Source organism: Ruegeria sp. AD91A, from assembly GCF_003443535.1.
Taxonomy (GTDB): domain Bacteria; phylum Pseudomonadota; class Alphaproteobacteria; order Rhodobacterales; family Rhodobacteraceae; genus Ruegeria.
The window spans coordinates 122404-145326 of sequence record NZ_CP031947.1 but is presented as its reverse complement, the minus strand read 5'-3'; the positions used below and the strand labels follow the sequence as shown (position 1 = coordinate 145326).

General features: G+C 56.7%; 18 protein-coding genes. 7 read left to right on the top strand and 11 right to left on the bottom strand.

The features are described 5' to 3' along the window. Nucleotides 1–11 precede the first annotated feature (11 nt). Nucleotides 12–635 (bottom strand): NAD(P)H:quinone oxidoreductase, encoded by a 624-nt coding sequence (gene wrbA, locus D1823_RS19145; RefSeq protein ID WP_117873107.1) that lies wholly within the window; start codon nucleotides 633–635, stop codon nucleotides 12–14. Between the two features lie 106 nt (nucleotides 636–741). Continuing rightward, complete coding sequence (locus tag D1823_RS19140; RefSeq protein WP_117873106.1) at nucleotides 742–1629, bottom strand: LysR family transcriptional regulator; 888 nt, start codon at nucleotides 1627–1629, stop codon at nucleotides 742–744. A gap of 1420 nt (nucleotides 1630–3049) precedes the next feature. Between D1823_RS19140 and D1823_RS21980 the strand changes: the two genes are divergently transcribed. Beyond that, complete coding sequence (locus D1823_RS21980; RefSeq protein ID WP_162896891.1) at nucleotides 3050–3190, top strand: hypothetical protein; 141 nt, start codon at nucleotides 3050–3052, stop codon at nucleotides 3188–3190. A 416-nt stretch (nucleotides 3191–3606) separates the two neighbouring features. On the opposite strand, the gene D1823_RS19130 is transcribed toward D1823_RS21980, so the two are convergent. Beyond that, nucleotides 3607–4008, bottom strand: coding sequence for a helix-turn-helix domain-containing protein (locus D1823_RS19130; protein WP_117873104.1), 402 nt, complete (start codon nucleotides 4006–4008; stop codon nucleotides 3607–3609). Nucleotides 4009–4208: 200 nt separating this feature from the next. Between D1823_RS19130 and D1823_RS19125 the strand changes: the two genes are divergently transcribed. The 3 genes from D1823_RS19125 (at nucleotide 4209) to D1823_RS19115 (ending at nucleotide 10007) form a co-directional block, all read left to right on the top strand. Next, nucleotides 4209–5456, top strand: a complete 1248-nt coding sequence (locus tag D1823_RS19125; RefSeq protein WP_371415317.1) for an exonuclease SbcCD subunit D — start codon at nucleotides 4209–4211, stop codon at nucleotides 5454–5456. Between the two features lie 3 nt (nucleotides 5457–5459). Further along, complete coding sequence (locus tag D1823_RS19120; protein ID WP_117873103.1) at nucleotides 5460–8903, top strand: AAA family ATPase; 3444 nt, start codon at nucleotides 5460–5462, stop codon at nucleotides 8901–8903. Between the two features lie 87 nt (nucleotides 8904–8990). Continuing rightward, nucleotides 8991–10007 carry a GSU2403 family nucleotidyltransferase fold protein gene (locus D1823_RS19115; protein WP_117873102.1) on the top strand — a complete coding sequence of 339 codons (1017 nt, stop codon included), beginning with the start codon at nucleotides 8991–8993 and terminating at the stop codon, nucleotides 10005–10007. A 613-nt stretch (nucleotides 10008–10620) separates the two neighbouring features. Here D1823_RS19115 and D1823_RS19110 read toward each other — a convergent pair. After that, on the bottom strand, nucleotides 10621–11904 hold the full coding sequence (locus tag D1823_RS19110; RefSeq protein WP_117873101.1) for a cytochrome-c peroxidase: 1284 nt from the start codon (nucleotides 11902–11904) through the stop codon (nucleotides 10621–10623). 3 nt (nucleotides 11905–11907) lie between these two features. Here D1823_RS19110 and D1823_RS19105 point away from each other — a divergent pair, with 3 nt between their 5' ends. Further along, the gene (locus tag D1823_RS19105) at nucleotides 11908–12378 is read left to right on the top strand and encodes a tetratricopeptide repeat protein (RefSeq protein ID WP_117873100.1); all 471 of its coding nucleotides are present in this window, start codon (nucleotides 11908–11910) and stop codon (nucleotides 12376–12378) included. A 30-nt stretch (nucleotides 12379–12408) separates the two neighbouring features. Here D1823_RS19105 and dctP read toward each other — a convergent pair whose 3' ends face one another. Genes dctP through D1823_RS19075 form a run of 6 tightly spaced genes read right to left on the bottom strand, consistent with a single transcriptional unit; the run spans nucleotide 12409 to nucleotide 17985 of the window. Next, nucleotides 12409–13470, bottom strand: a complete 1062-nt coding sequence (dctP, locus tag D1823_RS19100; RefSeq protein ID WP_117873099.1) for a TRAP transporter substrate-binding protein DctP — start codon at nucleotides 13468–13470, stop codon at nucleotides 12409–12411. Between the two features lie 24 nt (nucleotides 13471–13494). Beyond that, entirely contained in the window at nucleotides 13495–14784 is a 1290-nt protein-coding gene (locus tag D1823_RS19095) for a TRAP transporter large permease (RefSeq protein ID WP_117873098.1), read from the bottom strand. Then, nucleotides 14785–15372: a TRAP transporter small permease gene (locus D1823_RS19090; RefSeq protein WP_117873097.1), complete on the bottom strand. Its 588-nt coding sequence runs from the start codon at nucleotides 15370–15372 to the stop codon at nucleotides 14785–14787. Between the two features lie 53 nt (nucleotides 15373–15425). Then, nucleotides 15426–15941 carry a flavin reductase family protein gene (locus D1823_RS19085; protein ID WP_162896908.1) on the bottom strand — a complete coding sequence of 172 codons (516 nt, stop codon included), beginning with the start codon at nucleotides 15939–15941 and terminating at the stop codon, nucleotides 15426–15428. Then, complete coding sequence (locus D1823_RS19080; RefSeq protein WP_117873095.1) at nucleotides 15941–16831, bottom strand: aldo/keto reductase family oxidoreductase; 891 nt, start codon at nucleotides 16829–16831, stop codon at nucleotides 15941–15943. The genes D1823_RS19085 and D1823_RS19080 overlap by 1 nt, the downstream gene beginning before the upstream one ends. After that, the gene (locus D1823_RS19075; protein WP_117873094.1) at nucleotides 16831–17985 is read right to left on the bottom strand and encodes an LLM class flavin-dependent oxidoreductase; all 1155 of its coding nucleotides are present in this window, start codon (nucleotides 17983–17985) and stop codon (nucleotides 16831–16833) included. The genes D1823_RS19080 and D1823_RS19075 overlap by 1 nt, the downstream gene beginning before the upstream one ends. A gap of 105 nt (nucleotides 17986–18090) precedes the next feature. Between D1823_RS19075 and D1823_RS19070 the strand changes: the two genes are divergently transcribed. Together D1823_RS19070 and D1823_RS19065 are read left to right on the top strand one after the other, a co-directional pair. Beyond that, nucleotides 18091–18801, top strand: a complete 711-nt coding sequence (locus D1823_RS19070) for a GntR family transcriptional regulator (protein WP_117873093.1) — start codon at nucleotides 18091–18093, stop codon at nucleotides 18799–18801. A 12-nt stretch (nucleotides 18802–18813) separates the two neighbouring features. Beyond that, on the top strand, nucleotides 18814–19911 hold the full coding sequence (locus D1823_RS19065) for a Gfo/Idh/MocA family protein (RefSeq protein WP_117873092.1): 1098 nt from the start codon (nucleotides 18814–18816) through the stop codon (nucleotides 19909–19911). 641 nt (nucleotides 19912–20552) lie between these two features. On the opposite strand, the gene D1823_RS19060 is transcribed toward D1823_RS19065, so the two are convergent. Further along, nucleotides 20553–22838, bottom strand: coding sequence for an adenosylcobalamin-dependent ribonucleoside-diphosphate reductase (locus tag D1823_RS19060; RefSeq protein WP_117873091.1), 2286 nt, complete (start codon nucleotides 22836–22838; stop codon nucleotides 20553–20555). Nucleotides 22839–22923 lie beyond the last annotated feature (85 nt).

Below are 22923 nucleotides of genomic sequence, written 5' to 3'. Positions count from 1 at the left end.
AGGCGCGCGGGTTACGCTGCTTCCGCTTGAAGGTTTGATCCAGCGAGGCACGCTGTAATCGTTGCAACATGAGCACCCTGGAACCGCGCCCCGGCTAGGTCGGTTTCGGTAGGCGTGCGAGAACCATCAGCACCGGCGATCGTTCCCGCACCATATGGTGCGCCGCCAATGATTTCTTCTGATGTAGTCTGGCCAGCAAATGTGTAGGGCATTCCGGCAATCAGCATCCCAAAGTGTTGAAGAGGGACTTGCGTTGTCAGAAGGGTCGCCTCGTGCCCGCCATGTTGCGAACCCGTAGATGCAAAGACCGCCCCGACTTTACCAACCAGAGCATTCCTAGCCCAAAGCCCGCCAGCCTGATCCAAGAACGACTTCATTTGGCCGGCCATCATGCCAAACCGGGTCGGTGTTCCTAAAATTATTGCATCATAGTTTTCCAGATCTGCCGGCAAGGCGATAGGCGTATCATCGACGACATAACCGGCCTGCTGGCGGAGTTCTTCAGGGACGGTTTCGGGCACACGCCGAACGTCAACTTCGGTGCCGGGAACACTTCTGGCGCCTTCAGCTTCTGCATCGGCCAATGTGCGGACGTGGCCATAGCTTGAATAGTAGAGAACGAGAATACGTGACATAGGATACCTCTCAGGGCTGTGACTTGTTCCCTGAGAGAATGGAATTTGTTGCGCCGCCAATTAAGTCGCGCTCTTTGACATCACTCTTTACCTGTATTGAACAATGTCACGACCTGAGAGCCAGGCGCAGATGATCAAGAAAGGCTGTGACCTTGGCGTCCATTCCCAAGCGAGATGCCGTAACGGCGAATACTTCCGGCGCGGGCAATTCGTGGTCAGGAAGAACTCGCACCAAGGCCCCGCTGGCTTCGGGAGCATCAGAGACGAACTCGGGCAGTGTTCCGATACCTTGCCCCGCTATCAGCAGATCCCGCAAAACGAGGCTGTTGCCGACCCGCACGCGCGGATCAAGTTCTAATGCGGTGACACCGTTGGCGGCCGAGAGCTTCCAGCTGGTCAAATGATCAGCAAGCAAAAAGCCGATGATCGCGTGGCTTTTCAGATCCGCCGGCTGGGTCGGCGTCCCGCATCGCTCCAAATAGTCAGGAGACGCAAATACTCTCTGCCGCATCACGCCGATCCGTCGGGCGACCAGTGCCGAATCCGGCATGGCAGCACGGATACGTATCGACAGATCGAACCCGCCCTCGACCATATCGATCACCTTGTCGTCCATCGAAAGCGTAAATCGCAGATCAGGATAGGTTTCCAAGAACTCGGGAAGCATCGGTGCGATAACGGTTTGGCCGAAAGAGCTTGATGCATTCACCCGAAGGTGCCCGCGCATCGCTTTTGCACCTTCCCTGATGGTCTGTTCCGTTTTTTCGACAGCGTCGAGAATTCCAATTGCATCTTGGTAATAGAGACTGCCGGTGTCAGTCAGTGACATGGATCGGGTCGTTCTGGTTAGGAGGACGGTTCCCAGACTTTCTTCCAGAAGCTTGATTTCTCTGCTGAGAAGCGCGGGAGAAACACCAAGGTCTTCCGCCGCACGGGCAAAGCTACCGCGTTCAACGATACGGCGAAAAGCTTGCATGACTGACAGTTTGTCCAACTCTAGGCCCTCGATCAGTTTTTTGAGCCGCCCAGTTGGGCGTAACGAACTGCAAGTTATACGACCGCGAGACTTGTGCGAAGGGGCGACACGCCTGTTTTGCTGGTGTTGATCTCCGGGCGGTTGCCAGAAAACAATCATCGGTCTATTTTCGATGAGTTTAGGAGTTAGGGGTTATGGTAAAATCTAAGAATCCGCATACACCGAAAAACGTTCCAAGCCGGCCGAACAATGAAAAGTCGGATCGCCCAGACGAGAGCGGGCCCATATCGGTTAGCGACGCTGTTAGTGAGCCAACTCGACAGGAAAGACTCATGGCGATTGCAAAAGATGCGGAACAACGCCTCAAGGGTTCGATGAAGCTACTCTCTTGAAGTCGCAATACGAACTCCCAAAGGAATAGCAGCACAAAAATTCAAAGTGCAGCCTTCAATACGCTTCACCGCAAGTTGCCAGCTTCCCAATGAGCACTTAGAAGCAACAGAGCATACAAAAGGTCTGGTAAACGCAAGCGCAAATTGGGCGCCGCCCCGAATACTCCCTCCTACGATTACCCCTCTACACACGCGCACCTGTTCTCTCTAGGCACATACGCTCTCTATAGGGACTTTCTCTCTACTGGCACCTCTCTAGGGCTCTCTTACGTGTGACCGCTCTCTTAGAGTGTTTCTCTCTAGGTGCATCTATTACCGCTCTATGTGTAATCGTCGGTATTTGATCTCCGGAGTAGCTTGAAAGCTTTGCTGGCCTAGACCTGTGTGTTTGTTCTCTATGAGGTTTATGCTCAGGCTTACTGTGCGCTGGCCTGAGTGCTGTCCGTTCTCTTACGTGTGTCAGGTGTTAGCTGGCCTGTGTTTCGCTGTTCTGTGCGCTTTTCTGGCCTTGGTTCGGATGTGTTGTTTCCGAAGAGCCATGTTTTATTGGGTTTTGCTCTGTGAAAGGTTTACATTTTGGTCTGAAAAACCTGATTTTGGGCGAAATCTGTCAACTTAATGTAAACTTAGTGTAAACCTTTGGCCTGATTTTGGGGTGGTTTGAGAGGTGAAAGGTTTACATTCCGTCAGTCCCGCGAGGGCGGATGTAAACCTTTGTCAACCTTATGCAACCTTTGCAGCTCTCTTAGGCGGCATGCAGAGCAGGATGAGTAGACCAAAGGGCCAAGGCGCTACGAGGCCTCAGGCCCAATGTCTGCCGATAGCAAGCATGTGTCGTATGCCGACCCAAATCAAGAGACCGATGCCTACCACGTAAGTCGCGGCAAGACCGTTCTGGCTTTCGCCCCATGCTATGAAAGTTGTGACCAATGCCGCTGCGACCACCTCTAAGATGTAGCGGATTTTGAGCTGCGTGGTATTCACTTTGGTGCTCCTTGATAAATCTGCCCAGTCATCTTCCGGAACTCTTGTGTCGTCAAGGTGGCGTGGTTGCTTTCTACGCCGTCATACCAGAGATCGACGAAGGGATGGATGTTGTCGATGGTGATGTGAAATCCGAGACTCCAGACCTTTTTGAGAAATTGGGTGTGAATGTCTTCACAGATTGGACGGTGTTTGTGGACTGATAGACCGGCATGCCCTCGTAATTGAAACCGATGCCGAGCTAGTTGTATCGAATTTCAGCTATCTCATCGCGGTCATCCTTCTTGACCGGCTGTTCCAACTCACCGATTACGCCAAAGTTAATTATTTTGTCGCGACTGGTGTCTCCTTTTCTTCACATGCGGGAATGGCCACGCGAAGATCACCCTCTATCTCGCGTGTCTCCAAAGGGATCCGGTGAATCTCAGCTTTTCAGCCATTCCTCACCGCCATCCTTCTCTGTATTTCCATCAAGCTCTCCGAGGTTCGCAAAGGCGCCGAAGGAGTTGCACCCGGCGCAAAGTCGGCCTCGGATCTTTCTTGTTACTCACTTCTCGTAGGAAGCGCAGCCAGGCGCGCTCATTGGGTGTCAAGTCTCCCTCATTGTCAGACATGAAATTCACCTCCCAAAGATCGCATTGATCGCCGTCTCTGACCGACAGGTCAGCCGAGGATCCGTGTTGTTGGAGGCTTTGCGTATTGCTTTCAGCCAGCCAAGTTCATTCGACGTGACAGGTTCTCCGAACACCTCGACAACTGCCTCGGCTGCAGTCAGGCCGATCGACTGCTCAATTGCGAGGCGCAAAAGGTAGGCGGCGTCGCATTCCAGAGCTTTCGCCAACGCCGGGACTCGATCCAGCGCCACTTTGGAGCTACCCTGCTTGATCATTGTGATCATGTTCTGGTTCACATAGCCAGCCAGGGCGGCAATCTCAGCCTGTTTCTTTTTGGGTTTCAATTCGAGCACCCGGCGCTCGACATACCTCGCCATCCGGGTGTCCGCATGCGGTTTTTTTGTCATCACTATCCTCTCAGATTTCACGCAGCACTCACTGCATGTTTTCGATATAGCGAAGGGATGATTGGGTATTTCCAGGGAAACGATATGCTGTTTGAATTCCCGTGTTTTCGTCGACTATAGCGACCCCAATAATTCTGCCTTGACGGTCACGACGTCGTAGTTTCAATTTCTCTCATAGTTTTAGTGTTTATTGGGGAAATATGTTGGCCTTCCGGTTCGTTCACACTGCAGATATTCATTTGGACTCACCGCTAAAGTCTCTAGCCATGCGCGACGAAGCACTGGCAGAAGTAGTCGGAAATGCGACCCGAACCACATTTAGGCGGCTGATCGATCTGTGCGTGACCGAAGATGTCCAGGCGCTGCTGATTGCCGGCGACCTGTATGACGGCAGTCAAACATCAATGAAGACTGCTCGGATCCTCGCTCTAGAGATGGAGCGCCTAGACGCAGCGGGCATTCCGGTTTTCATTATCCGCGGCAACCACGATGCGGCATCCAAGATCACGCGTGAGCTAGTCTTGCCGGAAAACGTGACGGTGTTCCCGGGCAAAGCACAGGTCGTCGAGACTGACTGGAACGATCATTCAGTTGCTGTTCACGGTGTTTCATTTCGTGACCCCCATGCACCCGACACTCTGTTGGACCGTTTTGGGCCACCGGTGATGGGAGCTTTCAATCTAGGAATGCTACACACGTCCCTCGGCGGAGCGCAGGGGCATGATCCATATGCACCTTGCACGCTGGCCGAACTTCAAGCGACCGGGTTCGACTATTGGGCGCTGGGGCACATCCACCGGCGGACCATTCACACCGGCACGACAACTGTAGTCATGCCCGGAATACCGCAAGGTCGCGACATCGGTGAGGCCGGGAACAAGTCGGTTTCGCTGGTTTCGGTGGCCGACGACGGTTTGGTCGCAGTAGAAGAACGGCACCTCGCGATGGCGCAGTTCGAACGGCTCCCGGTGGAATGCCACCTATTATCTGACTGGCCAGACCTAATTGAGGCGCTGAAGCATGCTCTGCACACAGCGCGGCGTGACCACGCTGGTGAGCAGCTGATCGTCCGACCAGTGCTGACTGGAAAAACTCCATTGGCCTGGAGAGCGGGTCGTGACCTCGACCTGCTACACGCCGAGGCGCAGAACGTCGCCGAGCAGATCGGCACGCTTTGGATCGACAAGATCGAGCTTGCGTTGTCCGCCGTCAGCAATGCGTCCACTGGAGGCGCGTTAGAGGAACTGGCTCAGATCATCACGCAGCGAAGTCTTCCCCCTGATGATCCGGCCGTTCTGGAAGACGTGGAACGTTTGCTGAAGTATATCCCACGTGAGTTGCGAGCGCTCCTGGGTGATAGTCAGGAAGAGACGGCCGCGACTATTGTCCATGCGATGCAGCAGGGCGCAATGGAGGTTCTTGCGCGCCTCGAAGAGACCGATGGTTGAGCGATGCGATTGAACCGGCTCGACCTCACCCGTTTTGGCAAGTTCACTGATCTGAGCCTTTCGTTTCCCGTCCAAACACCCGGTGACCCCGACCTGCACGTGATCTACGGCGCAAACGAAGCTGGGAAATCCACCCTGCTCGAAGGTTGGCTGGACATGCTGTTCCAGATCCCCGTGCGAAGCAGCATGGGATTCATTCACCCCTATCAGTCGATGCAGTTGGGGGCCGTGCTAGAAATCGACGGGCAGACGCATGAACTGCTTCGGGTCAAGAAACGTGACAATTCTCTGCTCGACGCCAGCGGTGAACCGCTGGGTGAAGCGCTGCTGCATGGCGGTCTGCGAGGACTCGACCGCACATCCTATGCGGCGATGTTCTCACTCAATCGACAGACCCTGGATGAAGGAGGCGAAAGCATCCTTGCCAGCAAGGGGGATCTCGGTGAGTTGCTTTTTCAGGCAAGCGCGGGGATGACCGATTTGGCGGCGCAGTTGGACGAATTGAATGCAGAGTCAGAGGGGTTCCTGAACAGGACCGGACGCAAGGGTGCGTTGCGCGATCTTTGTGCCGCCTACGACGACTTGGGAAGGCAGATTAAGGAATTGGACACTGCTGCTTCCGAGTATGCTCGCCTATCAACTGAATGCGATCGGACCAAAGATGCCCGGCACAAGGCGCGCGAGGCGGCAGAAGCTGCACAGACCGATGTAATCGAGACCGACCGCCACATCGCAGCACTACCGCTTTTGCCGCGGCTGGACCGTCTAGAGGCGGAGATCGCCAGTTACGGTTCGCTACCAGAACCTCCAGAGGGATGGCTCGCCGAACTTCCCGAACTTGACCGCAGGGAGACCGCCATTGCCACCCGGCTTGAGGCCGCGAAAAAGACTGTGGCAGGGTTGGTAGCCGAATTGAACGACCTCCCACCCGACGGGGTGGTTCTGAAAGCACGCGAGGACATCGAGGCGGCGGAACAATTGAAATCGGCCCATGACACCGCGGTGGAGGACTTGCCCAAACGGCGGGGAGAGCTCGATGCTAGGGCCGCAGCAGTTAATGATTGCCTGTCTCGACTGGGGCACGTCGGGGCGGATCCGACCAAGCTGTTGCCCGAGGCAAGAAGCCTGGGGCGCCTGCGCGCGCTGATCGAAAAAAGTTCTGGTGTGGAAACCGCGTGCGATTCTGCGACTAGAGAATTGCAGCTTGCTAAAGATGGCCTCGAGCGCGCTGAGCGGCGTTTAAGTAAGGCTGGAGGCAGCGTGTCAAATTTGGGTGGGCTGGCCGGTTTGGTGCAAAATCTTCGCCGCGACGATCCTGTCGGCGCTCACGACCGTGTAAGCACCGAGCTTGAAGAGAAGGAAGCGCGTTTGAAATCAGCCCTGTCTACGCTTTCGCCCTGGACGGGAAACAACGATGAACTGGCGAGTTTGACTCCGCCAGACGACGCCGCTCTTGAGCAACTGGACGCGGAAATCGCCGAGGCTGATAGGGCGATCGACCGGGCGGATGATTGGCTGGAGCAACTAGAACACGCTGTGACCCAAGCTCTCGCTCGACGCGATGCAGTCGGAACAACTGCCGTAGTTACTCTGGAAGAGGCAGCTCAAGTGCGAACACGTCGGGAATTAGAATGGTCCCGCCACCGTGCGGATCTGACGGACAAAACAGCAGAGTGCTTTGAGGTTGCGATGCGCCTCGACGACCAGGTGACCGCCACCCTTGCGGATCAGCGCGCCCATGCCGAAAAGACTGCCGAGGCCGAGCGTGCGTTGGTCGAAGCCCACCAACAAGTTGAAGCTGCCAAAGTGAAATCGGCCGAGGCCAGGGAGCGGCGCAAAAACCTGGCGAAACGGCTTGCCGGAATCGCTGCCAAGGTCTCCCCCGCACTCCCCACCGACATCGACCTGCCAACTTTCCGCGCTTGGCTCGACAAGCTCGACATAGCACAGGATGCCCAGGTCAAGCACGATGACAAGGCGCGCGATCTTGCCCGGCGCGTGCAAATCGTCGCCCAGGCTCGTTTGGATATTTCGAACGCTTTCGCACAGGCGGGCCGCGCAATACCCAAAGATACGAGCCTGGCCCTAGCCCTTGAAACCGCTCAATCTCTCTTGGACCAAGTGTCTAAGGTTGAGGCTTTGAGCGAGACCGAAGCCGAGGCCCGCCAGAACCTGACCAGACGTGAGCGCAACAAACTAGAGGCAGACGACGCGCGCGCCGCATGGCAGGTGGAGTGGGAAGCCGCCTGTGCCGACACTTGGATGGCTGACGCGCCACCCGCTGTCGACGAGATGCGTGCGATCCTCGAAGAGCTCGACCAACTACGTGAACATCAGGACCGCATCGGTGAACTGACCCACCGGATAACGACCATGCAATCCAACCGCGAAAGGTTTGAAAAAGAGGCTCGCGATTTGGCGGTTCGCCTCGAAATGCCTTCCGATCTGCCAGCGACTGATCTGTGGCGTGACATCACCCGGCGACAGCGCGCAGCGGAGAGCCGCGAAGATCAGCGAGCCAACCTCTCAGATCGTTTGACGACGGCCACACAAGCCCTCTCGGAGTTGGAAGAGGAAGCCGAGATTCATCGCAATCGGACCGTCGAGTTTTCCCGTCACTTTGAAGTCGACGTTTGGGCCGAAGCGCGCGATGCGCTCACGCGAGCAGGGGAACTGTCGAAACTGCGTGAAACTCAGCGCGAACTGACCGAAGACCTCTGTGCAGGAATGCGATGCGATACAGTCGAAAAAGCACGTGCGCAACTGCGTGATCTAGATGCCGATGCGCTCGCCGCACGCGCTGACAGCCTGCGGACCGATTTGAAAACCCTGCGCTCAGCACAGGAAGAAGCACAGGACGACTTTCGCAAGGCGGAAGACGCCGTCGAAGCGGTCGGTGGCGATGACGCAGTTGCCCGTCTGGAAGAACAACGCCAGACATTGTTGCTTGAGATTGAGGACGGCGCCCGGCGCCACCTACGGCAGCGTTTGGGGCTCTTGGCAGTCGAAGCCGCTCTCAGGAGCTATCGTGACACTCACCGCAGCGGTATGCTCGAACGCGCATCAGAAGCCTTCCGCATCATGTCGCGGGACCGCTATTCCGGCCTCGCCGCACAGCCGGATGGTTCCCGCGAAGTATTGGTGGCGCTGGCCGCTGGGGGTGGCTCGAAACAGGCTGACCAACTCTCAGACGGCACCCGTGCTCAGCTCTACCTTGCGCTACGCATTGCAGGCTACCACGAGTTTGCTCGCAACAACGGCCCAGTGCCGTTCATTGCCGATGACATCATGGAAAGCTTCGACGACGATCGCACCGCCGAGGCCTTCGGCCTGCTAGCTGAGATGAGCAAAAGCGGCCAGGTGATCTACCTGACTCATCACGCGCATCTCTGCGACATCGCGAGAAATATATGCCCATCTGTGTGTATTCACGAGTTACAGGGCTAAAAGCGTGGTGTTCAACATCTTTATTTTTTGTTGAACATATGTTATGTTCAACAAAAATAAAATCCGTTGAGCACAGTGGAAGCCAAGATGTTCACGCGCCATTCATCCATAGCACATGCCGCTTATCACGATCTCCTGCGTTCACTGCGAGACGATTCCGATTCGGACATCCGGGGCACCCCCACACGAGTCGAACGCAACGACAGGACCTACTGGTATGACACCTACCGGGTCGGTTCCGATGTCAAAAAGCACTACCTGGGAGAAGATTGTGAGGAACTGCGCGGCCGGCTGGAACAGCACAAAACTTTGAAAGCCCAACAGGAAGACCGCCGCCGCAACCGGGCGCGCCTCGTGCGGCTCCTAAGAGCAGAAGGTTTCCTGGGTCTGGACGCTGCCACCGGCAGCCTGCTCTCTGCGATGGCAACGTCCGGCGTATTTCGTCTAGGCGGCACCATAGTGGGGACCCACGCCTTCCGCCTCTACGAAGGTGAATTGGGTGTGCGTTTCGACATGGATATGACCGCTCACACGGATGACATCGACATCGCCAGCTTTTCTAGGTTGTCGCTGGTGCTGGAGGACACTGCATCACCACCGCTGGAAGATGTGTTCCGCGATTTCGACTTCATGGCGCAGCCCAGTCTCACGGCCGGACGCACCTGGCGTTGGAAACAGACACGAGGCGACACGCTTATAGAATTCCTCACTCCATCATTTGGTGAGGATGAGGATGTGCGCGAACTGCCCGCTTTGGGAGTGGATGCGCAAGGGCTGCACCATCTGAACTACCTTATCGCGGAGCCAATCAACGCTGCTGTAACCTACCGGAGTGGCGTTTTGGTGCAAATCCCGCAGCCAGAACGCTATGCCATCCACAAGTTGATTGTCGCGGACCGTCGTCGTCCCGGTGAAAATGCCCTCAAAGCAGAAAAGGACAGACGACAGGCCGCGTTTCTAGTCGAGGTGCTTGCTCAGGATCGGCCGGATGAATTGAATGACGCCTACGAAGATGCACTCTCTCGTGGCCCCAAGTGGCGTTCTAGGATTGAGGCCAGCCTGGACCGCATGCCGAAAACGCAGCAGCTGTTACGGGAACTGTAGGATTAACGCGCATGTAGACAGTGCTCTCAGGTTCAATGAACCTGTCGAACCGTATCTTAGTTGGTTTGCTTGGCAAAGCAGCCTGAAAAACAGGGCTCCTTTGACCAAAAATCAATAACTTGGCCACCTGCACCGATCTTCGGGAGGCAGGGGTCGGAGGTTCGAATCCTCTCACTCCGACCAATAAAATAAGGCCCCTGACGGGGCCTTTTGTTTTACAGCAATACACCGCAACGAAATGCGAAGCGCAACAAGAGCATCCCACCAGTATGCTTTCCTGATCGATACCCGATAGATCAGCAAGTGCGTATGACGGCTTTGTTGGTGGTTTTTCGTATCCGGGGGTGGCGATAAGGACGCGCGGTCGAGATTGAATTCATATGGTAACGGAAATATGCCGCCCTCAAGAACAGCGCCCCAGATACTGATGTTTGTCTTGTCAGATTTAATCGGTCCGATACCATATCAGAAGTGAGTATTTTTTGTTTCGCGCCGCTCTACAGAGACTTTCTTTCTACGGATCACTTCATTCCACGCTCGCGTCAGAAGGGAGAGTCAAGAAGGACGGCAGGATGCGATTTCTCTGGCCGTATCTTGATGATATGAGGGATGATTAAGGAGCAAATCCCTTCGGCACACCGAATTTCGACGAGTCGACGCTGCTACCTGTCAACGAATGCAGAAAAGCAATCAGGTTTTGGGTTTCCACTTCCGTGAGTTGGATCGGTTCAATGTCATTTTTTTTGCGTTGACGCTCCATTTCATAGTAGTCCTCCCAAACTAGGAAATCAGTTTTTTGTAACCATGGTACCTCGGGTAATGCAGCCATTTGAGGAGTCCATGTGTCGAGGCTTGCCTGCGGATCCAAATGATGGCGAATGACGCTTTCAAGATCGGGGAACGCGCCATTGTGACCATAGGGCGCGGTCAGGGCAACGTTTCGTAGCATCGGGGTGCGGAACCTGTAAGCATCCTCCAGGCGGTTGCTTTCACCCATGCGGCCCACATCCCGGACGAAGGGATCCCACTGCCGGGTACGACCCGGCCCAAAGGGTGGTAAACCCAATGCATGGAACTTCTGATCTGACAAGAGCGGTCCGGTGTGGCAGGTGGAGCAGCGAGCTTCGCCGTAGAATAGCTTCATCCCATCCATTTGTGCTGTTGAAAGGGCATTCGTGTCGCCCGCAAGGTAGTGGTCAAACGGGCTGTCGGTGCTACGCCACTCAATCGCCATGAAAGCGGCCAGAGCGTTGGCGACGTGCGTGATAGTGATGTCCTCGGTCGTCTCGACCTCATCAAAGGCGGCGACGATGGCCGGACCATAGCGTGGATCGGTGCGGACGCGTTTCGCCAGAATCGGCCAGCCCTTGTCAATACGATCCTGCACCGCGCCCGTGACCTCATTTTCGGCCACATTGCCCGCCATCTCGAATTGTGAGGTCAGCGGAAACAGAGCCTGTGCCGCAAGCAGAGAATTCAGGCCTTCGGGCAGCCACTCCTGCGCCGGGGAATTGAAGCCGTTGCCGTAGTCGTTGGAAATGCTCAGCCTGCCGTCATGAAAGACGGTGTGAATGTCCTTGGCCCCAAGGTTCCATAGGCCCGGTGAGTTGCGGGGGATGCGTTTGCGTATTCTGTCGGCCCCGGTGCCGGGTGTGCGGTCCGGTCCCAATCCCTGTCCGCCTTCTCCTATGCCCAGCGACAACCCGTCCGAGGTGCCGAAATCCGGGTGGTGACAATGGGCGCAGGTAATATTGCGGTTGCCGGACAGGATCGGGTCGTAAAACAGTTGATGACCGATGGCGGCCTGTTCCATATCAAAGGGGATAAAGTCATCATCGGTCAGCGGGTGCGGCAATTCCTGTGCCGCAGCGGCCGCGACCCAGGAGAGAGCAATCATCCCATGCGCCAGCTTGTTTTTGCCCTTTGCGTTTTTGCGTCTCCGGCTCTGGCTGAACTGGAGCAAGCGCGCGATATGATGGAAGCCGGACAGTTTGCAGCCGCACGCGAGGAACTTCTTCCAGCCGCTCGCTCGGGCAACGCCGAGGCCGAGGAGTTGATCGGCGTGATGTACGGGCTGGGTCTCGGGGTCGAGCAGGATTACGAACGGGCCTTTGAATGGTATATGCGCGCCGCGATGAAGGGGCATCCGGGGGCGCAGTCGGGCGTTGGCTGGTACTACGAATTGGGTCTGGGAATACCTGCGCCCGATTTGGTGCGTGCGTATATGTGGTACACGCTCAGCGCCATTGGCGGCGACCCCGACGCGGCGATCAGCCTTGAGGAAGTGGTAAAGAAAATGTCGCCGGAGCAAATCGAAAGGGCGCATGTTCTCGTCAATGACTACAAAGGGTGGATGTACCCGTTTCGGTGAGGGCCGGGCCGTAAAGCCCGACCCTTCCGTTTAGTTCAGGTCCGCATCGCGAGCGGCGTTGATGTCCGCCTCAGCCGCCGCAACCGCTTCGGTCATTGCAACGAAGATCTCATCGCCACGAGCAACGTTGGACTGGAACCAATCATAGACTGGCGTTGCGGCCTCTTTGAACGCAGCTTTCTGTTCGGGTGTCGGCACATAGAGGTCACCGCCACCGGCGACGAAATCCTCATAGGCTTGAATCGACTTGCGCTTGGGAGAAGCAAAAGTGGCCTGTTGCAACGCATAGAACCCGTCGACCACGACGCGACGCATATCCTCAGGCATCTCTTGGAACTTGGCGTTGTTCATCCACCACAGTGCGCCCATATAGGCGTGGCCGTCCAGCGTCACATATTGCAGGCCCGCATCCGGGAATTTCATGCCCATGATGTCTGTGATGCCGTTCTTGGATCCTTCAACGACACCGGTCTGGAAACTGGTGAACAGTTCCGGCCATGGGATCGGGGTAGGCGAAGCGCCCAACGCCTTGACCAGTTCCTGTGGCAGATCGGCGACCACGGTGCGGATTTTCAAACCTTCCATATCGGCAGGCTCAGCAATCCGGCGCTGGGTGTTGGCAAAGTTGCGCCAGCCGCCGGTGTTGCCGATGGTCATCAGGCGGATTGCGCCACCGGAATCCTCAAGCGCCATGTCACGCATGGTACGGGTGAAGTCGCCCGACAGTACATGCTCGGCAATGCGATCATCGGCCATCAGATAGGGCAGGTCTAAAACCTGCACGTAGGGAAAGATGCCTGAGGCACCGCCGGAAGTGGAGATGTAGATGTCGATTGTGCCATCTGCCACGCCCTGCAAGCATTCGGCTCCGTTCGAGCAGAGCTGTGTGCCGATGAACAGATCGACTTCAATCGCGCCGTTCGAGGCAGATTCGACATAATTCTTGAAGACGATCAGACCATCATAATCCTCATCGTTTTCGTTCGAATTTGCAGTTGCGCGCAGCGTATAGTCGGCGGCTGTCGCGGCCATTGCGGACGCCGCCACCAGCGATGTGGCCACCGCTGCGGTTTTGATAAAGTCTCTGAGCATGCGTTTCCTCCCTGTGGAACTTGGTTAGTTGGCAAATCCCGTTATCCTCGGGATCGTCATGGATAGTGCGGGGATATACGTGATCAGGAAGATCACGATGATTTCGACCGCCAGGAACGGCAGGATCGCCTTGGCGATGGTTTCGACCCGTTCGCGGGATACGGCTGCTGCCACAAACAGCACCAAACCCATCGGTGGTGTGGCGAGGCCGACCGTCAGGTTGACGCTCATGATGATGGCGAAATGGATCGGGTCGACGCCGAGGCTGGTGAAGATCGGGCCAAGGATTGGTCCAAGGATGATGATCGCGGGGCCTGCGTCCAGGAACATGCCGACGATGAACAGTAGCAGGTTGATCAGGAACAGAAGGATCAGCGGGTTTTCTGACAGGCTGAGGATCAGCGAGGCCAGTTGTTCCGGCGCATGGCTGAGGCTGACAACCGTCTTGAACGCCATTGCCGCGCCGACCAGCAGAAGAACAACGGCTGAGGTCATGCTAGCGTTGCTGAGCACCTCGGGAACTTCTTTCCATGTCAGTGTGCGCAGGACGAAGAAACCGATGATGAAGGCATAACCCACGGCGACTGCCGCAGCCTCAGTTGGCGTGAAGATACCACCCAGAATACCGCCCAGAATGATCACAGGTGTCATAAGTGGGAAGAAGGCCTTCAAACTGGCCTGACGCCGCTCGGACCATGTGTATTTGCGGCTGGCGACGGGGAAGTCGTAGCGGTCGGCCATCAGTTTGATCATCAGCATCAGACCGACTCCGACCATCACGCCCGGAACGATACCCGCAAGGAACAATGCGGCCACGCTTTCGCCCATCACATAGGCATAGATGATCATTATGCCCGAGGGCGGAATGATCGGCCCGATCACGGAACTCGCCGCCGTGATCGCGGCGGCAAATTTGCGGGTGTAGCCCTGTTTCTCCATCGCCGGGATCAGCATCGATCCCAACGCGGAGGTATCAGCAACGGCAGAACCGGACAGGCCCGCGAACAGGATCGAACTGAGGACGTTCACATGCGCCAGACCACCGCGCAGGTGGCCCATCAAAGCCTGGGAAAACTCGACGAGGCGGATGGTTATGCCGCCTCGGTTCATGAGCTCTCCTGCCAGCATGAAGAACGGGATCGCCATCAGAGGGAAGCTGTCCATGCCGTTATAGACATTGCGATAGAGCAGCGTGATGTCGTTCGTCTGGCCGTTCAGCCACAGCAGGATTCCGGGCGCCGCGAGCAAAGCGAAAAAGACCGGCAGGCCGATCAGCAGGAAAATCAGAAAAGTGGGCAGGAACCAGATCAGCATTTATTCGGCCCCCACTGCCGCATCGGGAATTTCCGGCAACAGGTGGCCGCCGCCCAGCAGAGTGATGAAGGATCGCAGGATCAGCTCGATATTCACCGAGATCAGCAGGATGATCCCCACCAGCAGCGATGCCATCATCCAACTGCGCGGAATGCGATACCATTCGTCGAACCCGAAAGAGGTGGGCAGATACAGCGCGGCAGTGGCGAATTTGCCGCCAAAGCCGGTAACCTCGGACCAGCCGATGTTGACAGCGACCGCCAAGACGGAGAGCGCGATCAAAAGCAGGAACAAATTCAGCGTTTGGCCGATGACGCGGGGAAGGAAGCGTTCCAGCATGTCTATGGCCACAAAGCCGCCGCGCCGAAAGGCGGTGGGCGCCATAAGACCGGTCATCCACAACATGCAGAACCGCGCGGCCTCATCCGGCCAGGGCAGCGCGTTGCCCAGAACGTATCGGAAGAACACCTGGATCAGAATTGCGATAACCATGAGCGCAATCGCAACAACACCAACCGCGCGGCCCAGACGCAGCACGGTTTCGTTCACGAATGCAATCGGCGCAAGCACCGATGCCAGTCCGCTCATGCGGATCCTCCCTTGTTCAGCCGCGGGTATGTCCCACGGTCGTCAAATCGCGCTTAGGCTTTCGCGAATTGGCCGAGTTTCCCAGCATAGAAGGTCAGCGCGTCTCCATCCGACATGCTGGCCTTGAGAACCTTTCCAACTACAATAACGTGATCGCCTGCATCGTGATACGCGTGCTGTTCGCATTCGAACCGAGCCAGGCAGTCCGCCAACACCGGTGTCCCATTCTCACAGCGCTCGTGGTTGATGTCCCGCAGTGCAAAGGCGTCTTTCGAGCAGCCGAAGCACAGCTCGGCCTGTTCCGAGGACAGCACGTGGACGCTGAAATGACGGGCTTTGTGGAAATAGGGGAAGCGGCGCGAGTTGCGGTCTCCGGCCCACATGATCAGCGGTGGGTCGAGCGATAGGGACGAAAAGCTGTTCGCGGTGATGCAGACCGGCCCGTCCGCGCTGTCACAAGTGACGATGGTGACACCGGTCGCAAAGCGGCCGAAGGCATCGCGCAAGGTGCGGGTGTCGTCCTTTTGAGGAACGAAGGTGTGGGTCATGTCCTTTGAGATTGCGTTCATCATGGAACCTCGTGCCCCAGTGCAGCCTCGTACAGGCGGAACCAGCTTTCCCGATCCAGTTTGACTTTCAATGCGTCCGAGGCGCGTTTGATCCGGTCCATACTGTTGGTGCCCAGAACCGGCAGGATGTTGGCCGGATGGGCCAGCAGGAACGCCACGGCGACGGCGGCGCGATCCACGCCGAACTCGGCTGCGATTTCATCAGCGACGACCCCAACCGGTGGGTTTCCGGCCATCAACAGACCTCCACCCAGCGGCGACCATGCCATCAACGGATGGCCATGCTGTTGGTGAAACGCCAGGTCTCCGTTGGTGAAGGGGCTGATCTCACCGAGAGAGATTTCGATCTGGTTGGTGACCAACTGCGTTTTCATCGCCGATTGCAGCAACGACCAATCCCACGGGCGGAAGTTGGACACACCGACGGCGCCGACCTTGCCACTGGCAAAAACCTCATCCAGAGCTGCTCCAGTTTCATGGTGGTCCATCATGGGATCTGGGCGGTGGATCAACAGCAGATCGATGTGGTCAATCGCCATTTCCGACAGCGACGTGTCGACCGATTTCAGAATGTGGGCGCGCGAGGTGTCGTAGTATTTTACTTTCGCATCTGCGTAACGGCCAACCGGCGCGACGATGTCACATTTGGTGACAATTTCCATCTTCTGACGCAGGCTTGGATTGGCGCGCAAGGCCGTGCCCAGCACAGCCTCGGCCTGGTAGCCGCCATAGATGTCGGCCTGATCGAAGGTGGTGATGCCCTGATCTAGGCAGGCCTGAATCTTGGCCTCGACATGGCCCGCGGACGTGTCACTGTCATCGCCCAACCGCCACATGCCATAGACAAGGCGGCTCATTTCCAGCGAGTCAGATAGTTTCACACGTTGCATCAGCGGCGTTCTCCGTTGCCCAGCGGTGTGGCCGGGGTCGCATTTGGAACCCTTCCGTAAGCTTTGGGAAGGGAACAGGTTTTCAGGTTCGGCAACACGCGGGCGCCGAAATGACGGGCTTCGCCCAGATGCGGGTAGCCCGAGAAGATGAAAGCGCGGATGCCCATCTTCTGGTATTCCTCGATCTTCGACATAACCTGATCGGTTGATCCGACCAGAGCGGCACCGCAGCCAGACCGCGCCCGGCCAACACCGGTCCAGAGACCGGGTTCGACATAGCCGTACTCATCCGCCAGGTCGCGGTTCCTGGCCTGATGCGCCACACCCAGCGAGGTCGAATCCAGCGCCCGTTCGCGGATGGCGCGACCGTATTCGTCGTCCAGCTTCGAGACGATGTAATCCGCGTATTCCTGAGCCTCAGCCTCGGTATCGCGAACGATCATATGGACACGCAGGCCGTAATCCAGCGTGCGGTCGTAGCTTTCAGCGACGGCGTGAACAGCCTTCATCCGTTCAGCCAGTTGGTCCTTGGTTTCAGGCCACATCAGATAGACATCGCAGTGCTCGCCACACAGATCCAAAGCGGAGGGAGAATAGCCGCCGAAATAGAGTAGCGGCCCTCCAGTCTGGTATGGCTTGGCTGGATCAGTGGTCAGGCCCGAGAAGTTATAGACTTCGCCTGCATGATTGATCTCATCCTGCGTCCAGGCCTGTTTCAGAATCTTCACCACTTCGCGCGAACGTTGATAGCGAAACGCGCTGTCGGCTTTCTCACCGGGAAAGTCGGATGAGATGATGTTAACCGTCAACCGCCCCTTCAGCATGTGATCCAGCGTTGCGATGGTGCGGGCCAGCATGATCGGTTGCATCTCACCACAGCGTACGGCGGCCAGCAGGTTGATCCGGTCGGTGATCGGAGCGCAGCCGGCGACAAAGCTCAGCGTGTCTTGACCGACCTGATAGGAGGACGGGCAGAGGATGTTGCGAAAACCCTGCGCTTCGGCCTCTTTCACAATGTTCGAACAATGCTCCCAACTCGACCGCAGGTCGCCATCGGGAACGCCAAGGAACTGGTAATCATCCGAGCACAGCGCGGCAAACCACGAAACTTCGGCCGCATCCAGATCGGGGGATGTGATGGGGACGATGCTCATTTGATTCACGCTCCGTACATCTTTGACTTTCCTCTTGCGTAGCAATCGCTTTGATGTAGATCAATAGTGTATCAATTCTTCCTGCGGCCGAGTGAAGCGTCTACTGTGCCTGTGTCCAACCGAAACCAAAATGCCCTGCCGGTATATATTCAGATCGCGGAACTTCTGATCCGTGACATCGCGGCTGGTCGCCTTATTGAAGGTGAGCGCTTGCCACCCGAGCGCGAGATGGCCGCGGAGTTGAATGTCTCGGTTGGAACGCTGCGAAAATCGCTCTCTGAGCTAGAAAAAAAGGGGATGTTGGAGCGTATCCAAGGCTCGGGCAACTACATCCGCGAGACCGGCACACAAAACAGCGTCTATGCAATGTTTAGGCTGGAACTGCCTGAAGGAGGTGGCCTGCCACGTGCAGATATCCTGTCGGTTAACCATCTGAAGAAGCCAGTCGAACTGCCAAAATTCGGCGCTTCTGATGCCGGTTCGCGTGTCCGGCGGATGCGCTACCTGAATGATACAATCATCGCTGTCGAAGAAATATGGCTGGACGAATCAGCGGGCCTAATCGACCAGAGCCTGCTGTCCGACTCGCTCTATCGCTATTATCAGCACCAATTGGGCTTTTGGATCGCAAGGGCCGAAGACAGAGTCTCGGTCCGGCCTCTACCGGACTGGACGCCCCCAAACTTCACCAAACCAGCGGGCCAAGCGGTAGGTTATATCGAGCGGTTCAGCTGGTCGGAAAGCGCCGAACCCGTTGAATTCTCAAAAACATGGTTCGACCCGGATCGGGCCAACTACGTTCAACGTCTGAAGTAAAAGGAATCGCACATGACCCGGACCATCAATTACGGGCTGATTGGATGCGGAATGATGGGGCAAGAGCACCTGCACAATATCGGATTGCTGGAAGGCACCAGTGTGGCTGCGATCTTTGAACCAGATCAGGAGATGGCAAAAGCCGCTAAGGCAATTGCGCCAACTGCAACCGTGGTAGGTTCCGTGCAAGAGCTTCTGGCGGTAGAGGAGCTGGACTGCGTCGTCATTGTCAGCCCGAACCATCTTCATGTGGACCAGATCTGCGAAATCGCTGAAACACGTCCACTACCGCTTTTGGTAGAAAAGCCATTGTTCACCGACCCGCAAGACATGCCGCGACTCGAGCAGTTGCAGCGCGACTACACTTGCCCGATTTGGGTTGCGATGGAATACCGGTACATGCCCCCCATTGCTGCTCTGATCGAGAAGGCTGAGGCGACAGGTGGGGTAAAAATGCTATCGATCCGCGAGCATCGTTTTCCATTCTTGGACAAGGTCGGCAACTGGAACCGGTTCAACCGAAATACTGGTGGTACTTTTGTCGAGAAATGCTGCCACTTCTTCGACCTGATGCGTCTGATATTGAAATCCGATCCGGTGCGTATAACGGCAAGTGGTGGGCAGGCGGTGAACCATTTGAACGAGAGTTACGACGGTCAAACCCCAGATATTCTGGATCACGGCTATGTTCTGGTCGACTTTGCTTCGGGTGCGCGCGCGATGTTGGAACTTTGCATGTTTGCCGAAGGCTCACGCTATCAAGAAGAAATATCGGCCGTCGGACCGGACGCCAAGATCGAGGCGTTGGTGCCCGGACCCGGACGATTCTGGCCCGATCATTTGGGAACCCCGCCACTGCCGCAGTTGATCCTGAGCCCGCGCAATCCCAAAGGTCCGGTATCAATGGACGTTCCGGTGAACCCCAACCTTTTGGCGGCCGGGGATCACAATGGGTCGACCTACTATCAGCATAAAGGGTTCCTGGCCGTGCTTCGTGGCGAAAAGGCAAAACCGGATGTGAGTTTGAAGGACGGCCTCTCGGCCGTTAGGATGGGGCAAGCGGCACAACAAGCAATAGAAACTGGTGAAACGGTTTACTTGATCGATTGATTGGGGCCGGAGTCACGGGTGCGGGTTTCAACCGCTAAAAAGCCCCATTGTTGCAGGCAGTGTCTGTCATCGAACGATTTGGAACACGAGCGTTTGATTGGTTTAGTGAGCGACTCCGGCTCGTTGCAGTATAGGGCGGCAAGGCCAGACTTTGGTCTTGACCCCAGAAACTGGTCCGAACTGAGTGCAATATTTTGGGTGCAATTCTGGCAGCAGCGGCCCTGTGCGGCCTCATCTGACTGGTCCAGTTTGATTGTAAGTGTATCATCGGCCTGTAATCCACCGGGATGATGGTTTCGGGCGCTGGCGGGCGATAGCCCAGAACACTAAGGGGGCGTTTTATTTTACAGTGTCTCCTCCGTTGTTCGATCAAGGTTTTTGCTTCGCGTAACGCAGCTGCGGCGGATATGGCGATGCGCTATTATACCAAAGACAAACATCGTTTTTCTCGGTGGCTTCAAGTGGAGGCCGGGAATTGTACGACCCCAAACGAATGCGCCGACCCTCGCAGATCGGCGCATTTCACTTTTAATGATTTCAATGACTTAAGTCGCAGTGGAAGAAACGGACCTGAAAAGTGGCAGACAATTCAGCCAAAGCGGCTCTGAATTGCCCGTCCTTTCTTAACTGGACTAAGAAAACTAACCTGAACACTTCGAATGCCCACAACTGCGGCAGGTCATGCAGCCCTCGATCATCACCATGTCGTACTGGCCGCAGGACGGGCAGGCCTTGCCGCGCGGCGCGTCCATGTTGACCACCTGCGCCTGCGGGTCGGACTTCAAGCCCATGCCCTCACCCTCGAGGAACCCAATCGCGATCAGGTGCTGCTCGATCACGCCACCGATCGCCGCCAGGATCGACGGGATGTATTTGCCCTTCACCCACGCACCACCACGCGGGTCGAACACGGCTTTCAGCTCTTCTACCACAAAGGACACGTCCCCGCCCCGCCGGAATACGGCCGAAATCATCCGGGTCAGCGCCAAAGTCCAGGCGTAATGCTCCATGTTCTTCGAGTTTATGAACACCTCGAACGGACGCCGCCTGCCGCCGATGACGATGTCGTTGATGGTCAGATATATCGCGTGCTCGCTGTCGGGCCATTTCAGCTTGTAGGTCGACCCTTCCAGCGACTGCGGCCGGTCAAGTGGCTCGGACATATAGATGACGTCTCCGCCATCCACCTCGTGCGGAGCATCCGCGCTTTCGCCCGGCACCTTGTCATCGCTTTCCGAAACGGTCAGAACCGAACCGGTCACATCATTCGGGCGATAGGTGGTGCAGCCCTTGCAGCCCTGATCCCAGGCTTGCATGTACACGTCCTTGAAGGCGTCGAAAGAGATGTCCTCTGGGCAGTTGATCGTCTTCGAGATCGAACTGTCGATCCATTTCTGCGCTGCCGCCTGCATCTTGACATGCTCGGCCGGCGTCAAGGTCTGGGCGTTCACGAAATAGTCGGGCAAATCCTTATCGCCAAACTTGTCGCGCCACATCTGCACGGCGTAATCTACCACCTCTTCTTCGGTGCGCGATCCGTCCTTTTGCAGAACTTTACGGGTATACGCATAGGCAAAGACCGGCTCGATCCCTGACGACACGTTGCCCGCATAAAGGGAAATCGTTCCTGTGGGCGCGATCGACGTCAGCAGAGCGTTGCGGATACCGTGCTCGCGAATGGCATCCCGGACATCGTCATCCATCTGCTGCATGGTGCCGCTGGCCAAGTATTTCTCGGCGTCGAACAGGGGAAACGCCCCTTTTTCCTTTGCCAAGTCCACCGACGCCAGATAAGCGGCGCGCGCGATCGCGTGCAACCAGCGCTCGGTCTGACGCGCCGCCTCGTCGGAGCCATAGCGCAGGCCCAGCATCAGCAGCGCATCCGCCAATCCAGTCACGCCCAATCCTATACGGCGTTTATCTTGCGCCTCAGCCTCTTGCTCGGCCAGCGGAAATTTTGACGCATCAACGACATTGTCCATCATCCGAACAGCCGTGGCGACAAGTTCTTGCAGGGCTTCTTCATTCAAACGGGCGGTTGCTTCAAACGGTTCAGACACCAGGCGCGCCAGATTGATCGAACCCAAAAGGCAGGCCCCGTAAGGCGGCAACGGCTGCTCGCCACACGGGTTCGTGGCCGCGATGGTTTCAACGTAGCTGAGGTTGTTGGCTTGATTGATCCGGTCGATGAAGATCACGCCCGGCTCGGCAAAATCATATGTCGCCTGCATGATCTTGTTCCACAGATCACGCGCCTGAACGGTGTGATAGACTTTGTCACCAAACACCAGTTCCCACGGTCCATCAGCCTTGACCGCCTCCATGAACGGATCGGTCACCAGCACAGACATGTTGAACATGCGCAGGCGGGCGGGGTCAGACTTGGCAGTGATGAACTGTTCGATATCCGGGTGGTCGCACCGCATGGTCGCCATCATGGCGCCCCGGCGCGAGCCTGCCGACATGATCGTGCGGCACATGGCATCCCAGACATCCATGAAGCTCAGCGGCCCCGAGGCATCCGCCGCGACGCCTTTCACGTCAGCGCCACGAGGCCTGATGGTCGAGAAATCATAGCCGATCCCCCCACCCTGCTGCATGGTCAGCGCGGCCTCTTTCAGCATGTCGAAAATGCCGCCCATGCTGTCGGGGATCGTGCCCATCACGAAACAGTTGAACAGTGTCACCTGCCGCGCGGTGCCCGCACCCGCAGTGATGCGCCCGGCGGGCAGGTACTGGAAATCCTCCAGCGCCTCATAGAATTTCTCTTCCCAATGCTTCGGGTCTTTTTCCACGCGCGCCAGATCGCGGGCAATGCGCCGCCAACTGTCTTCGACCGTCTGATCGATGGGGGTGCCATCCGCCTGCTTAAAGCGGTACTTCATATCCCAGATCTGCTCGGCGATGGGGGCGGCAAAGCGACTCATTGGTGATTCCCTGTGCTGAAAGAGGTATCCAGACTACCCCAAATCACATGCTCACCACAACACCTTGATGACACCGGGAACCAAG